Here is a 14358-nt window from a genome sequence, read left to right as displayed (position 1 = left end):
TTACACGCTGAATTCTACAAAAGTGCCGTCCGCTTTGTCCGATACCGCTTCGGTTTTGGCGTAGGAAAATTCATCGGAATTCAGCAATTGTTCTATGGTCATGGACGGATTTTGATACAAAAGATTCAACAGTTCGATAAAATCCCGAATCACTTCGCGCGGAGTTATATTCAAATCCGCACCGATGCGCTCGTATTCGATGCGGATAAAAACGGCCAGATCGTCCGTCGTAACATTCCTTTCGTATCCGTACAGATCGGCATGCATGGCGGCGAGCTTTTCGCACAGGATGAGCATTTCTTCGGCGGTAAGCGGCTCCAAGCGGATGACTGGCGCCAATAAATCACGCGCTCCGGGTTTTGAAAATTTTCCTTCCGCAAGGCGCGAGCGCAGCGCTTCATAGCTGTATACACCGCGCCGCTTATCCTCGACTGCCTGCGGTGTGGCGCCCATGAGGATGCCCACATATTTCGCCTTACCCTGCAGGGTATCGTTATACATGGTCAGCAGCTTTTCATAATTGTACTGCCTTGTGATTGAATTGGGAATTTTGTATATGTTTACGAGTTCGTCGATGATGATCATCATGCCGGTGTAGCCGGCCAAACGGAAAAAGGCTGCGAAGAGTTTGAGATAATCGTACCAATCATCATCGGAGATGATAATGTTGACGCCCAGCTCTTCTTTTGCTTCGCGCTTCAAATTGTATTCGCCGCGGAACCAGCGCACAACCTTCGCCTTCAGCGCATCGTCTCCGTTCACGTAGGCATGATAGTACGCCGAAAGGAGCTTTGCGAACTCGAAGCCGTGCACCAGTTCGCTGACGGAGGAAGTAACCGCGTAGATTTTTTTGTCCACCGACGCCGTGAGCGCGGGATCGCCCGGTACGGCGCCGCTTTCGTTTACGGCTTCACTCTGCACGCTGCTTATCCAGCGGTCGAGCACTAAAGTGAGCGCGCCGCCTTCGGGCTTTGTCTTTGTGGACAGGTTGCCGATGAGTTCGCGGTAGGTGGCAAGTCCTTGCCCGTGCGTTCCCTGCAGCCTCCGTTCGGGCGAAAGATCGGCGTCGGCGACGACAAAGCCCCGCTCCATGATGTGGTTGCGGATTGTCTGCAAAAGAAAGCTTTTGCCCGAACCGTATCGTCCCACGATAAAGCGGAAGGACGCACCTCCTTCCGAAATAATATCCACGTCGTGAAGGAGCGCTTCAATTTCGTTTTTCCGCCCGACGGTGATGTACGGAAGACCGATGCGGGGAACGACGCCGCCTTTCAGAGAATTCAGCACGGCTTGAGCGATTCTCTTCGGCACTTTTCTGTTTTCTTCGTTCATTGTATGTTTCCTCCGAGTATGCGGCCTATGTCTTCGCGGTAGTCTTCCACAAGCGTAAGGTCGCCGTTGTCGCATTCCACGGCGATGTCGCCGATTGTATCGAACAGGGTTTCGTTTAAAGAATCGGCAAAAATTTCAGCCATTTCGTTCCGAGCTTTTAAAACGCTCTTTACGGATTCTCCGCGCAAAAGCAGCATCAGGATGTCCGCCTGTTCCGCAGTGATCGGCATGGCGGGAATTTCGCCGCCGGAAGCGGCTTCGTCTCGGAATGCCGGTTCGTCGGACGTGCGGTTTTTGCATGCGCTGTTTTCACGCGCCGCTTTTTCTGCGTGCGCTTGATTTTCCCGATTGTTTTTATCCGTTTTTTCGTCCGCTTTTTCTTCTTCGGTTAAAAGGCTTTCACGGGTTTGGAGCGCATCTTTTCGGATCCTGTCAAGGTCGCCGAAGCGGATTGTAACCTTAGGCTTCAAGGCTTCCGCTTGCAATCGCTTTTCGGCAGCAATCACGTCTTCGATGAGAGCGGCGGCCCACGCGTCTTCCGGTCTTTCTTTTAAGGGGCGGCCCGCATTCAAATAGATACGGAGCCTTCGCTCGGCTTCGCTCAGTAAGCCTTCGAAAAGCGCCTTGTCATAGTAAAGGCTGTGATAACAGCGCTCTTTCCACTTTCCGCCGCGGCAGATATACCGATGACATTCGTTAAGCACATAATCGGCGTTTATCGCCGGCTTAGGATTCCAATAGACTGCGTTTTCGAGCGGATGCCAGCTGAATTCTCTTTGCCTGCCGAAGCACGCGGTAAAAAAATCTTTTCCGTCTTTTTTATACTGTGATGCGGCATAACGCCATACCGCGGCGAATAAGCGTTTTGCGTCGGCTTCGGACTTTTTAAAAACCGCTCCGTTTTGTATCTTCGCCCCGCCGAATACGCATAGCGCGCCGAACAGTCCGTCATCGCTATACTGTGCCGGCTTGCGGAGAACCAAAAGTGCGACATCCCGTTTTAATGTTTCCGCATTCGCATATTGGACGGCCGTTTCGGGAGCGGCGCCTCCGGTAACGGCAAGTTCGTGCATCCAGCGGCGCAGATTTTTGCGCATGCCGCCGTCTCCGATGCCGGAATCGATAAAGCCGTTTTCAAACGCTTCCATTTTGCAAAGAGCGTCTTCAAGCGAAGATGTGCCGATGCCGTTTAAAAGTTCGTAAAGATACAGGTACGCAAGCGATGCGGCGATCGGTTCATAGACGCCTTTTCGAACCTTCGTCCTCCACGTAAAATAGCCGCGGAGCTGCTTTACGCTCAAATCGTGATAGACGGTAAAATATCGATGAAATTCGCCGTTCCACGGAGCATCGTCTTCGTAATCCTCCATGAATTTTGCCTGCACGTAGAAATTCCGGCATTTTTGGCGGAACGAACCGTCTCCGTACCGGTAGAGCTTTATCATTTTGCGAATTTTTTCAGGGATTTGAGCGGGCTGCAAAGAAGACGCCGGCTTTGAAAACGGAATCGCCGATGCGTGATATTCCGCCTGTGTCGCCGGCAAATCGCTTGCGAGCACAATCGTAAATCCGCTTTGCTCGGCAATGTGATGTTTTTCTTTTGCGTATATCGTCAGATCCCGTAATCGCATTTTTCGGTCTTTCTTTTTCAATGATGGTCTTAAAATTATACCGGTATATAAAAATGTGTCAAGGTATTAAAATCGACATAAAATGCGGTACCTTGACAGAAATCGAAATAACAAGTACAATTTTATTATGTTGGACTATAAATTTATTAAAGAAAATCTTGAAGCCGTAAAACAAAATATTAAAAACCGGCATATGAATGCGGATGCCGATAAGGCAGTGGAACTATATGATAAGCGTACTGCTCTTGTTACGTCTTTACAAAATCTGCAAAAAGAACGAAACGATAATTCTCAGTCAATGAAGCAAAAATTAAGTTCCGAAGAAAGACAAAAACTGGTCGATCAAGGAAAAGCTATAAAAGAAAAAATTGCTCAAGTAGAAGCCGATCTTGCTGAAGCCGAAAAAGCTCTGCATGAGGCTGTAAGTAAAATTCCGAATATGGCTCATCCCGAAGCCCCCGTCGGCAAGGAAGATTCCGACAATTTGGAAGTTAAGCGGTCAGGCAGCATTCCTAAGTTTGACTTTGAACCTAAAGATCATGTTCAGTTAGGCCAAGATTTGGATATAATCGACTTTGAAGCGGGTACGAAAGTTTCAGGCGTTAAATTCTATTTTTTAAAAAACGAAGCCGTATTTTTAGAGCAGGCTCTGACGATGTACGGTCTTAACATATTGCGGAAACGTGGGTTTAAACCCTTTATCACGCCGGATGTTGCAAAAGAAGAAATTTTATACGGTATCGGCTTTAATCCGCGAGGAGAAGAATCTAACGTATATTCTCTTGAAGGCGAGGGATCTTGTTTGGTTGCAACTGCCGAGATTACTCTGGGCGGCTATCACTCGGATGAGATTATCAAAAAAGAGAGCTTGCCCTTAAAATACTGCGGCCTTTCCCATTGCTTTAGGCGTGAAGCGGGAGCCGCCGGACAGTTTTCAAAGGGGCTTTACCGCGTACATCAGTTTTCAAAACTTGAAATGTTTGTGTATTGTACGCCGGAAGAATCGGATGCTATCCATGAAGAGCTCCGCTTAATTGAAGAAGAAATATTTAACGGCTTGGGAATTCCCTTTAGGGTCGTTGATACTTGTACCGGAGATCTGGGTGCCCCTGCCTATCGAAAGTGGGATTTGGAAGCATGGATGCCCGGAAGAAACGGAGGAGAATGGGGCGAGGTTACCTCTACTTCAAACTGTACCGATTATCAATCCCGCCGTTTAAATATACGCTACAAGGATGATGACGGTAAAAATAAATTCCTTCATACCCTAAACGGAACAGCTCTTGCTATGTCCAGGGCTATGATAGCCGTTTTGGAAAACTATCAGCAAGCTGACGGTTCCATTAAGATACCTGAAGTACTTGTTCCCTATTGCGGTTTTGATAGAATCGGCTAAAACGATGCAAGTACCGCCGCTTAAAATAAAGGGCCGATAATTTTTTTTAAATAATTATCCTTGGTATATAAAAAAGCCGGAACATAGTCCGGCTTTTTTTATGTTTTTGATGTAAGCTCCGAAATATCTTTTTTCCATTGGTAGAGCCTATTTTTATCTTCCCATTCAATTAGTTTTATGATTTTAAAGTTTTTACGAATTTTAGGATTTTCAAAATAGACCACGGCAAAGTTTCCGTTTCCTATGTATATAATTTCTTCCCCTTCTTTTATTTCTTCCGCTTTTTTTAAAAATTCTATAACACAGTCAAAGTGTGCAGGCAGGCCGCTTTCTTTATCGGCAATTGCCGAACTTAAATCCTGTATAATTTCCCCGCATTTTGAGCATTTGTATTCGGGATATTCTATCTTTTTTAAAGCCGGCTCTCTATTTTTAAAAGCCGACTCTCTGTTTTGATTGTGAAAAATCTTGGTTTTTTTTATTTGTCCGTCAATAGGGCTTTTTTGAGGGGCGTCATCGCCCTGTTTTTCCGTCCTTTGACTTTTCATAGGTTTAAACCTTCTTTTACTCATACTCTTATCCTCTTTTTGCAATCCATACTTTCGTAATCGAGTCCGCCGTTCAAAATTCTTTCCGTTATAATTGAAGCCAGTCTATAAATAGCGGCATTTATGTACTCGGGGTCTTCAAGTTTTAATTCCATTGCATGAATTTCCTCATCCGTTAATGCGGCATTATGGGTAGAGGTATTTTTTTTATGTGGGAATAAATTCACACTAGTCATAGCAATCTCCAAAGGCATCTTTTAAATGCAGTATCTCAAGCGGTTGTTCCAAAAAAGGGTTTGATCTTAATACGACCACATCAAATCTTATATACATCTTATTATATTTTCGATTGTTTGCAAGAAAATGTTTAGCTGTTTTTATAATACGTTCTTGTTTTTTTTTATTGATAATAAGATCCAGATCGGATAATTCCGTTTTTAATAAGGTTTTTACTTCTATAAAAACCAATATTTCTTCGGAAAAAGGTGAACTGTTTTTATCCAAAGCAATTATATCTATTTCTCCCGTGCGGGTTCGCCAGTTGCGTTCTAAAATGAGGTAGCCTTTACTTGTAAGCCATTCGGATATGCGGTTTTCTCCTTTTATGCCGAGAGAATCCATTATTTATTTCTGTAAGCTCTTGGATCTATAGCCCGAACTATAAAAAGGTTTTTATTTTTCTTTAGATCGAGCGGCTCGGAATCTTCATTTAAAACTTCTCCTGTTGCATCGATTAAGACCCTAACAAAGGGACGTATGGGTGCTTCAGGCGAGCTTTTTACTACTCGGGCAAGTGAGGCATCATTCATTAAAACGATGGAGCCTATGGGGTATATGCCTATGCTTCTTATCATAACTTTTATTATTTCAGGATCGAAAATTCGGGCATTATCGGCCAGAAGATTTTTCATGGCTTGATAACCCAGCATTAAATCTCTGTATGGTTTAGGTGTTATCATCGCAACAAAAGCGTCTGCAACTGTTATGATTCTTGCACCTATATCTATTTCCTTTCCTGAAAGGCCGTTAGGATACCCCTTGCCGTCCCATCTTTCATGATGCTGCATAATGCTCAAAGCAATTTCTCGTGTGTACATAAGCTCGCTCATAGCTGTTCTGTATCCATAGGCCGTATGAGCAGCAACTGCTTGTTTTTCAACATCAGTTAAGGTATCGGTTTTGTTTAATATCTTTTGCGGTATTTTCATCATTCCTATATCGTGCAGCAAAGCGGCTATAGTGATTTCGTTTATTCTGTTTTTTGGGAGATCCAGGGCCTCACTTAAAATGATGGTCAAGATGGCCGTATTTACGGAAGATCGGGCAAGGCTGTCTTCTTCAAGTTCCGTTCCCAATATAAAGCCTACACAAAGAGGCGGATTTTTTCTTACTAATTCTATCAACTCTTTTGCATGATAGCTTACAGGCATATTATCTACGGGTTGCCGTGCTTTAAAATTTTCAAATATTTTTTCAATTTTTTTTATAATTTCCAAATATTCCGTATAGAGTTGCATGGATCGGGAATCTTTTGTAAGTTTTAAAATACAGTCGGCAGAAATTTCTTCAATTTCGGATCTTTTAATTTTAGTACCGTTGATGGGATATTCTTCCTTATCTTCTTCTATTTCCTCAGCATCTTCAACAGCTTCAACCTCTTCTATTTCATCAAGTTCCGCTATTTCATCATCTAAGGTCTCGCCCTCGGGTACGGGATCTCCGGCTGTAACGACATACTGAATTTTCCATCTTTTTAAGGTGTTTAACTCATCGTCGCTTAAAGGTGTACCTCTAAGAAGAAGCATGTTGCGTCCGTCGTCAAAGAATACGGGAGCCGAAAAACGTTCCCCGATCTTAAGGTCAGCCGTTTTAATTTTTTTTAACATTTTAAAACTCCTTGTTTAACATCAATACAATTATTTTTTTAGCAAAAAGGCAAAAATAGCGGCTACAGCTTTATAAGTGTATTCGGGTATACAGGCTCCTATTTCTTGATGGACAAGAATATTTGCCAAGTTTTCATTTTCCACTATTTTTATTCCATTACGTTCTGCCGCTTCTTTTATTTTTTTTGCTGTAAGTCCCCTTCCTGCTGCCGTAATTATAGGTGCTTTTGATTCTAAAACATAGGAAAGAGCCACAGCACAATCAAGTTTTCCTTTATGCATGTCTCCATTTTATCACAAATATAAAAAAAAACAAGGTAATAAAACAAATTTTTCCCCCTTTTTTTTATGTAACTTGACTTAAAAGCTCTTGTTTTAGTATTATAATTATGTAGTGAGGTTAGATATATGCGTAAATTAAAAAATCCGATTTCAACAATGGCCGGAATTTTATCGATTATGCTTGTTTCGGTTGTTCTTCTTTCAGCCCGTTGTTCAAGTAATCCTGAAAATGCAGCAACGGTGTATGCCGATCAGGGGTTAAAAACGGAGCTAAGTAAGGAGTCTATTTCAGCTCTTGAATCTTTACAAAGGGCAAATCGAGAACTTACTTCAATGATTTTACCCTCGGTAGTTACCCTTGATGTTGTAGAAACAAGAAAGGTTCAGAACAATATAGACGGTTTCCCTTGGTTTTTCTTTAACCGCCCTCAGGATCAAAAAGACGGGCAGGGAGAAAGAGAATATGAAGCGGAAGGAATGGGCTCAGGCGTTATTGTAAGAAAGACGGGAAAAACCTATTATGCTTTAACAAATCAGCATGTTACAGGCAATGCAAAGACAATTTCCGTCATACTTTATAACGGTGATAAAGTTCAAGGTAAATTGGTCGGCTCTGATCAGAGAAAGGATGTTGCCCTTGTTTCTTTTGATTATGACAAGGATTTGAGGGTTGCCGTTTTAGGAGACTCAAACACCGTACAGGTAGGAGATCTTACATACGCAATCGGAGCTCCTATGGGCTATGTATCTACGGTTACAAGCGGTATTGTAAGTGCGGTAGGCCGTTCGGGCGGACCAAATAGGAATAATATAAATGATTTTATTCAAACGGATGCAGCTATAAATCAAGGTAATTCGGGCGGTCCCTTAGTAAATATCTATGGCGAGGTTATAGGCATAAACAACTGGATTGTTTCATCAAGCGGCGGATCTCAAGGTCTTGCCTTTTCGATTCCGATAAACAACCTTAAAAAAGCTATCGATGATTTTATTACTTCGGGAGAAGTTAAATACGGCTGGCTGGGTGTTCAGTTACTTGAAATAAACGATAAATTTAGAGAAAATTTAAACTTAAAGGATATTGAAGGTGCCTTTGCAGGACAAGTATTTTTAGGTTCTCCTGCCGATAAGGGCGGCATAAAACCCGGCGATTATATTACCGAGGTAAATTCGACAAAGGTTAAGAGTGTCGACGATATACTGCGTGTTGTAGCCGATTTAAAACCCGGTGAGACTGCTTCATTTAAGATTTTACGAAAAGGAAAAAATATTTCCGTTACGGTAAAAATTGAAGAAAGAGATGAAAAAAATGTAGCAGATTCATCTAAACTATGGCCCGGCTTTGTTCCGTCTCCTTTAACTGAAGAAATTATAAAACAGCTTGAGTTAAAAAAAGGTCAAAACGGTGTTGTTGTGACCAATATGCAGTCTAAGAGCCCTGCAGCAGTTATAAGTTTGCAGCCCGGCGATATTATAGTAAAAGTAAACGGAAAAGATGTAAAAGATGTCTTAAGCTTTTATGACGAACTTTCACAATCAGGCAATGAGGTCTGGTTTGACTTTATAAGAGAGGGTCATAACTTGGTTAGCCCTAAGATTAAAAGATAAACAGATCTTTAAATAATTTTACCTCCTTCTTTTGGGCTAAGGCGGCATACTTAAAACTGTGCTGTTTTAGCCCTCCTTTTTAAATATTCCGATGAGATATCGTAAATCAATATTAAAAACATCATAATGGGAAGCCAATCTTTATAAGCCGCATAAAATGTTTTTGTGTGTTTATAAATAGGAACTTCCGCATAAAGAGATTCGGCTTCAAAAAGAGGAATATCCGCAATAATTTTTCCTTTGGGATCTACAACGGCAGAATAGCCTGAGTTTGTCGAACGCACCAATGTTGTTCTAAGCTCTATGGCTCTAAAATGGGCTACTACAAAGTGCTGATATTCGGCACTTTTTGTTTTAGACCAAGAGTCGTTTGTTATGTTTATAAGCAAATCGCTTCCTGCATTGTGTAAATTGCGGCATACTTTAGGAAAAGCATCTTCAAAACATATAGGTGCAGCAAATCTTACCGTTTTACCTTCCGAATTTTTAATGCTAAATACTTTACATTCTGTCCCCGGATCCCATCCTGATGAAAACCCTACAAGTTTATCAAAAAAACGGGCAACAATCGGATTATCTTTAAAGGGCATGTATTCGGCAAAAGGAACCAGCTGCATTTTTGAATAAACATCTAAAATTTTTCCTTCAGGGGATAAAAGATAGGCTGAGTTATATTGCTTGTTCGCATTTATATATGGAGAGCCTATTATGATTGGGGTATCCGTATCGGCTAAAAAACGGGTAAATGGGTCATTATAAGGAATAAATCCGTAAAAATCCTCATTATCCTTATAAGGGACAGGCATTGAAGATTCGCTCCATACTATGATATCCGGTTTTTTGTTTGAAGAAAGTATTGCCTTTCGGCTTAAAGCTTGAGAGAGTTTTATGTTTTCTTCAAATTGAGAATTATCCCATGGGTCGGCATTTTGCTGGACTATTACAGTGTTTAAAAAAGTTGCAGGCTGCATTTCAACCGACAGCATTTTTATTCCGTAAATATTTATAAGTAAAACCAAAAAACTTGTAAAAATAACCGGCTTTTTAATTGAGCTTAAATTTTTAAAAAAAACTTTTGAGTTTATTGAAACCGTATAGACTTGTAAAATTTCTCCTAAGCAGGCTGCAACTAGGGGCACAACAAAGGAAAGCCCCCAAACACCTGTTATATCTACGAATTGAATAAAGGTCTTTAAATTAAAGCATATCATCGGGGCCGTACCCCAAGGATAGGCAAGAAATCCTGTTGATTTAGCGAATTCCCAAAGCATCCAAATAGAAGCAAAATAAAAGGGTCTTAAATTTTTGTCTTTTTGAAGACTATGATAAAGCAAAAAGCCGAAGGGCATCGCTATAAAAAAGTATGCAAGAGTGCTGGCTCCAAGCGTAAATATTGCAAAATCTTCAAAAAAAGCCAGCCAAAAGCTGGAAATTAAATGTACTGAAGAAACAAAAAAACCATACAGCAAAGCTGCTCTTTTATGTGAACCGCAGTTGATAAATGTACAGTACAATAAGGCTAAACTTAAGAAACCTGCAAGAGATGACACTAAATTTAGAAATTCGTTAGGAATTCCGAAAGAAAATAAGACTGAGGATATAAAAATACTCAAAAAACATAAAAAAAAATGCATATTTATATATCTATTTAACCATTTTTATTGAAAAATTTCAATATAACGAGTATTATATAATTATGCAAAAAATAGTTACATTTCATATTGATGAATATGGCGATGAACCTGAAGTATGTGCTGCCGCCCCGGGCCGATTTCATCTTCTCGGAGAGCATACATGGTTTGCTCAAGGGAATACTCTTTCTATGAGCATTAACCATTATTTGTATGTTTGTGCATCAAGGCGCAGCGATAATAACTTTAGGCTATTTTCAATTTCGCTTAATGAGAGGAAAAAAATATCCTATTCCGGTCTCAGGTATAAAAAGGAAGATCGATGGGCTAATTCGGTTAAGGCCGTTATTTCTGCCTTTAATGACTTAGGATATCATGTTTCCGGCTTAAATTTTACCATTCTATCTGAAATACCCGCCGATGCAGGGCTGGGAACTCCTAATGCTCTTAAAACTGCGACGGCTCTTATATTACGCAAATTATTTGCTCCAAAGCTCACAAAAGGCGATCTGGTAGATATTCTTGAATATGCGAATGTCCAGCATTTAAACACCTATGCCCACAGAGCCGATATTTTGTGCGCCCTTTTTGCAAAATCAAATCATTGTGTGCGTACCGACCATCGAAAAAGAACAGCCGATATTTATCCGTTCCCAATAGAAGACCATTCCATTATCTTGACCGATTCCCGAGTACCCCGCATAATTGCCCGTGAAGAGTTGGCGGCGCGTTTGGACGAATGTGTGGAAGCCTACGAGCTGGTAAAAAAGCAGCCGGATATGCCTAAAAATATGATGTATTTGACCGAAAAGATGCTTGAAGAGATAGAAATACCCGAATCTGTCCGCAGAAGAGTTACCTATATTATCAGAGAATCTTTAAGTGTTGATGAAGCTGTGGATGCCTTAAAACGTAGAGACAACACAATGCTTTCACGTATATTAAACCGCTCCCATGACGGCCTTAGGGACCGTTTTGAAATTTCTTGTCCTGAGTTGGATTGGTTGGTTAAGCGTTCTTTGGAATTTACGGAACCTTCAGCATCTAATTTGGTTTGTGCCAGAATGACCGGAAAAGGTTTCGGGGGATGTACTTATACAATTCTTAGAGATCAAGATGCAAAAGCCTATGTAGAAAAAATCGGAGACTACGAAAGAATTTTTGGGTTTAAGCCTTTGATATACAGGGCAAAACCGGCAGGCTGTGCAAGAATTTTTTGATAGGGCTTTAAGATTGATGAAGTGAGCTTTTTTTGCTATTGTGTAAAAAGTTTTTTTTCTGTATAATCTTTAAAAGGGGAGGGGCTATGTATTCCGAGTTAAAAGAAGGTGTAAACCTATATAATAGAAAAGACTATCAGGAAGCCTTGGTTTTCTTTTTAAGTGTAAGTACGGAAAATGATCTTATAAAAATCGAAATAAACTACTATATAGGTTTGATATATTCCCGCTTGGCGGAATATGAGCAAGCTCTCGAATACCTTGAGCAGGTAGTAACTGCAAGTAAGGATATTGCAAAGGTCTATCAATGCAGATTGATTTTAGCTTTTATTTATGCAAATACAGGCAGAACAAGACTTGCAGAATTTGAACTTTCAAAACTTATTGAAGCAGGTTATGAATCCGTACAAGTTTTTTCTTCTTTAGCCTATGTTTATTATGAGCATCAGGAAACCGAAAAAGCTATAGACTACTATGAAAAAGCCTTAAAGACCGCTCCCGAAAACAGCACCGCCCTAAACGGGTTGGCCTATATCTTAGCCGAAACGGATAGAGACCTGACACGCTCCTTGCTCCTCTGCAAAAAAGCTGTAGAAAAACAGCCCGAAAATCCGGCCTATTTGGATTCGATGGCTTTGATTTATCACAAGATGAATCTGTCTTCGGAAGCTAAATCCTATATTATTAGAGCAAAAGAAAAATTACCCGATAATAAAATTATACTCCATCACTTTGAAATGATAACTTCTGATGCACGGGAGGCCTAAACATGAGGTTAGGTATAAAGTTTTATAAAATTGCATTTATAATTTTAATTTTATTTTCTGTACCTCTTTTTTCACAGGATAAAAATTTTACCGATAATCCGTCATCTTCAGATAAGAGGGTCGCAGCTGAAGAATTTAGACGAGGCGTCCAAGCTTATTATCGGGGAACCTTTAATGAGGCCGTTCTTTTATTTGAAAAAGCCCTTTCTTATTTGCCCGGAGAATCTTTAATTTTAGATTGGCTTGGAAAGGCCTATTATAGTTCGGGTATTGAAGGTGCAGCCCTAAGCCAATGGGAATTTGCAGAAGCGGCAGGTTACGGCGGAATGCTTTTAAAAAATAAAATGGAAATTTTAAAAGAATCGAGGAGCCTGACTCCTTATTCTTCAGATAACATAACATATGTGGAAAACTCTTCCTTTACCTCTCATAACGGCAAAGTAGAGCTTTTCCGCCAGCCGCTTTCAATAGCAGCTATTTCGGACGGATCTTTTTGGATGACGGCTTACGGCTCAAACGAGCTTTTGCACTTTAATGTAAACGGTATCATTCTGGATAGAACGAGAGGTCCTATTCAAGGCTTTGATAGGCCGTTTGATGTTATAGCCTTATCGGACGGGAACCTCTTGGTCTCGGAATTTGCTTCGGATAGGCTTTCTCTTTTAGATAAAAACGGCTCTTTTATAAAATCCTTCGGAAAAAGAGGCCGCGGAAACGGAGAGCTCATAGGCCCGCAATTTTTAGCTGAAGACGGATACGGTAATATCTATGTTTGTGATTTTGGAAATGCAAGAATTGTAGTTTTTTCTTCTGCCGGAGAGCCTCTTTTTACCTTTGGAAACAAAAGCGGCCTCTTTGGAGGTTTTACGGCTCCTTCAGGCATAGCGGTTGTTGACGGGATTGTTTATGCAGCCGATGCGGTAAAGGGTGCGGTTTATACCTTTGATACGGCGGGCAACTTTATTCAAGCCCTTCTGCCTGAAGGCACTTTAAAACAAATAGAGTCCCTTAGGGAGTGGAACGGCAATCTGGTTGCCTCTGCCGGTAACAAGGCTTACCTCATCGATATTGCTTTTTCGACCGTAACCGAGTTGACCAGCTTAGGAAATGCACCGGCTAAAATTACGGCAGCCGTTCCTGATGTAAACGGGAGCCTTCTTTTGATAGATCATAAAAATCAAACGGTAGAAATAACTTCAAGAATAAATGAACTTGCAGGCGGGCTTTTTGTATTGATAAAAAAAGTTTATTCCGATAAATTTCCTGAAGTTTTAGTTGAAGTAAGCGTTCAAAATCGGGACGGAAAACAGATTGTAGGTTTGACACAGGATAACTTTATAATCACGGAAGAAAACAGGCCTGTTGTTGATTATGCCCTTACCGGTTCTTCCTACCTTAACAAAACTTGCGACATAGCCGTCATTGTTGAAAGGTCTCCCGATTCTATAAAAGAAAAGGCCTTAATAGAGGCTGCCTTAAAAGAAATTGCAGAAGCAATGCAGGGTAAAGGAAAAATAAATCTTATTTCCGCTTCATCGGTTCCGGTATTGGAAGGGAAATTTTCGCCTGCCGATTTGATAACCATGCCTAACCGTATAAAAGCTCCGGCTTCAGCCGACTGGAAATTCGATCTTGCTCTACGTCTTGCCGCAGGGGAGCTGATAAATGCGGAACAAAAAAGAGCCGTCCTTTTTTTGAATTTCAGCGATCCTAATTCTGATAATTTTAAGCAATATAATTTAAATGATCTTGCCGCATATATGAAGAATAACAATATAAGTTTTTACCCCATTAGTTTAAAAAAGGGAGCTCCGGCTTCTGAAATGAGCTATCTTGCAAAAAAGACAGGCGGTAAGACCTCATACATATATGCCGAAAAAGGATTGAAACCTATTATCGATGATATTATCGAAAAGCCTTTAGGAATGTATCAGCTGAAATATACTTCTACGATGCCTACCGACTTCGGCAGAGCCTTCTTACCCGTCGAAGTTGAAGTTCAGCTTTTAAAAAGATCGGGCCGTGATGAAATAGGATACTTTGCTCCCTTGGAGTAG

Annotated in this window: 13 protein-coding genes; 5 read left to right on the top strand and 8 right to left on the bottom strand. The window is 41.0% G+C overall.

The annotated features are described in order from the left end of the window. Positions 1 to 1332, bottom strand: coding sequence for an ATP-binding protein (locus E4N74_RS08555; RefSeq protein WP_255817231.1), 1332 nt, complete (start codon positions 1330 to 1332; stop codon positions 1 to 3). Continuing rightward, a complete protein-coding gene (locus tag E4N74_RS08550; protein WP_255817230.1) occupies positions 1329 to 2984 on the bottom strand; it encodes a TerB N-terminal domain-containing protein in 1656 nt (551 codons plus the stop codon). Before E4N74_RS08550 ends, E4N74_RS08555 begins: the two co-directional genes overlap by 4 nt. A gap of 106 nt (positions 2985 to 3090) precedes the next feature. Here E4N74_RS08550 and serS point away from each other — a divergent pair, with 106 nt between their 5' ends. Next, positions 3091 to 4359: a serine--tRNA ligase gene (gene serS, locus E4N74_RS08545; RefSeq protein ID WP_255817229.1), complete on the top strand. Its 1269-nt coding sequence runs from the start codon at positions 3091 to 3093 to the stop codon at positions 4357 to 4359. 98 nt (positions 4360 to 4457) lie between these two features. Here the strand turns inward: serS and E4N74_RS08540 are convergent, their stop codons facing one another. Genes E4N74_RS08540 through E4N74_RS08520 form a run of 5 tightly spaced genes read right to left on the bottom strand, consistent with a single transcriptional unit; the run spans position 4458 to position 7075 of the window. Beyond that, the gene (locus E4N74_RS08540; RefSeq protein ID WP_049992328.1) at positions 4458 to 4931 is read right to left on the bottom strand and encodes a hypothetical protein; all 474 of its coding nucleotides are present in this window, start codon (positions 4929 to 4931) and stop codon (positions 4458 to 4460) included. Further along, positions 4928 to 5143: a hypothetical protein gene (locus E4N74_RS08535; RefSeq protein ID WP_044977600.1), complete on the bottom strand. Its 216-nt coding sequence runs from the start codon at positions 5141 to 5143 to the stop codon at positions 4928 to 4930. The genes E4N74_RS08540 and E4N74_RS08535 overlap by 4 nt, the downstream gene beginning before the upstream one ends. Further along, entirely contained in the window at positions 5136 to 5528 is a 393-nt protein-coding gene (locus E4N74_RS08530) for a YraN family protein (RefSeq protein ID WP_145475203.1), read from the bottom strand. The genes E4N74_RS08535 and E4N74_RS08530 overlap by 8 nt, the downstream gene beginning before the upstream one ends. After that, positions 5528 to 6793, bottom strand: a complete 1266-nt coding sequence (locus tag E4N74_RS08525; protein WP_044977599.1) for a cyclic di-GMP phosphodiesterase — start codon at positions 6791 to 6793, stop codon at positions 5528 to 5530. Before E4N74_RS08525 ends, E4N74_RS08530 begins: the two co-directional genes overlap by 1 nt. Before the next feature lie 30 nt (positions 6794 to 6823). Beyond that, on the bottom strand, positions 6824 to 7075 hold the full coding sequence (locus E4N74_RS08520; protein ID WP_044977598.1) for an EscU/YscU/HrcU family type III secretion system export apparatus switch protein: 252 nt from the start codon (positions 7073 to 7075) through the stop codon (positions 6824 to 6826). 126 nt (positions 7076 to 7201) lie between these two features. On the opposite strand from E4N74_RS08520, the gene E4N74_RS08515 reads away from it, so the two are divergent. Next, positions 7202 to 8683 carry a Do family serine endopeptidase gene (locus E4N74_RS08515; protein ID WP_255817228.1) on the top strand — a complete coding sequence of 494 codons (1482 nt, stop codon included), beginning with the start codon at positions 7202 to 7204 and terminating at the stop codon, positions 8681 to 8683. Between the two features lie 50 nt (positions 8684 to 8733). On the opposite strand, the gene lnt is transcribed toward E4N74_RS08515, so the two are convergent. Beyond that, a complete protein-coding gene (gene lnt, locus E4N74_RS08510; RefSeq protein ID WP_255817227.1) occupies positions 8734 to 10317 on the bottom strand; it encodes an apolipoprotein N-acyltransferase in 1584 nt (527 codons plus the stop codon). 62 nt (positions 10318 to 10379) lie between these two features. Here lnt and E4N74_RS08505 point away from each other — a divergent pair, with 62 nt between their 5' ends. The 3 genes from E4N74_RS08505 to E4N74_RS08495 all read left to right on the top strand — a co-directional run bounded on the left by E4N74_RS08505 (position 10380) and on the right by E4N74_RS08495 (position 14358). After that, the gene (locus E4N74_RS08505) at positions 10380 to 11534 is read left to right on the top strand and encodes a galactokinase (protein ID WP_044977595.1); all 1155 of its coding nucleotides are present in this window, start codon (positions 10380 to 10382) and stop codon (positions 11532 to 11534) included. Positions 11535 to 11620: 86 nt separating this feature from the next. Further along, the gene (locus tag E4N74_RS08500) at positions 11621 to 12301 is read left to right on the top strand and encodes a tetratricopeptide repeat protein (RefSeq protein ID WP_044977594.1); all 681 of its coding nucleotides are present in this window, start codon (positions 11621 to 11623) and stop codon (positions 12299 to 12301) included. Positions 12302 to 12303: 2 nt separating this feature from the next. Further along, positions 12304 to 14358: an NHL repeat-containing protein gene (locus E4N74_RS08495; protein WP_044977593.1), complete on the top strand. Its 2055-nt coding sequence runs from the start codon at positions 12304 to 12306 to the stop codon at positions 14356 to 14358.

Source organism: Treponema putidum (genome assembly GCF_024401155.1).
In the GTDB taxonomy this organism is placed as follows: Bacteria; Spirochaetota; Spirochaetia; order Treponematales; family Treponemataceae; genus Treponema_B; species Treponema_B putidum.
This window is presented reverse-complemented; position numbering and strand designations above follow the sequence as displayed.

Bases quoted from the DNA above. Each gene is read 5' to 3' on its own strand.
- E4N74_RS08535 (WP_044977600.1), bottom strand. From the start codon at position 5,143: ATGACTAGTGTGAATTTATTCCCACATAAAAAAAATACCTCTACCCAT.
- E4N74_RS08500 (WP_044977594.1), top strand. From the start codon at position 11,621: ATGTATTCCGAGTTAAAAGAAGGTGTAAACCTATATAATAGAAAAGAC.
- E4N74_RS08530 (WP_145475203.1), bottom strand. From the start codon at position 5,528: ATGGATTCTCTCGGCATAAAAGGAGAAAACCGCATATCCGAATGGCTT.
- lnt (WP_255817227.1), bottom strand. From the start codon at position 10,317: ATGCATTTTTTTTTATGTTTTTTGAGTATTTTTATATCCTCAGTCTTA.
- E4N74_RS08555 (WP_255817231.1), bottom strand. From the start codon at position 1,332: ATGAACGAAGAAAACAGAAAAGTGCCGAAGAGAATCGCTCAAGCCGTG.
- E4N74_RS08515 (WP_255817228.1), top strand. From the start codon at position 7,202: ATGCGTAAATTAAAAAATCCGATTTCAACAATGGCCGGAATTTTATCG.
- E4N74_RS08520 (WP_044977598.1), bottom strand. From the start codon at position 7,075: ATGCATAAAGGAAAACTTGATTGTGCTGTGGCTCTTTCCTATGTTTTA.
- E4N74_RS08495 (WP_044977593.1), top strand. From the start codon at position 12,304: ATGAGGTTAGGTATAAAGTTTTATAAAATTGCATTTATAATTTTAATT.
- E4N74_RS08525 (WP_044977599.1), bottom strand. From the start codon at position 6,793: ATGTTAAAAAAAATTAAAACGGCTGACCTTAAGATCGGGGAACGTTTT.
- E4N74_RS08540 (WP_049992328.1), bottom strand. From the start codon at position 4,931: ATGAGTAAAAGAAGGTTTAAACCTATGAAAAGTCAAAGGACGGAAAAA.
- E4N74_RS08505 (WP_044977595.1), top strand. From the start codon at position 10,380: ATGCAAAAAATAGTTACATTTCATATTGATGAATATGGCGATGAACCT.
- serS (WP_255817229.1), top strand. From the start codon at position 3,091: ATGTTGGACTATAAATTTATTAAAGAAAATCTTGAAGCCGTAAAACAA.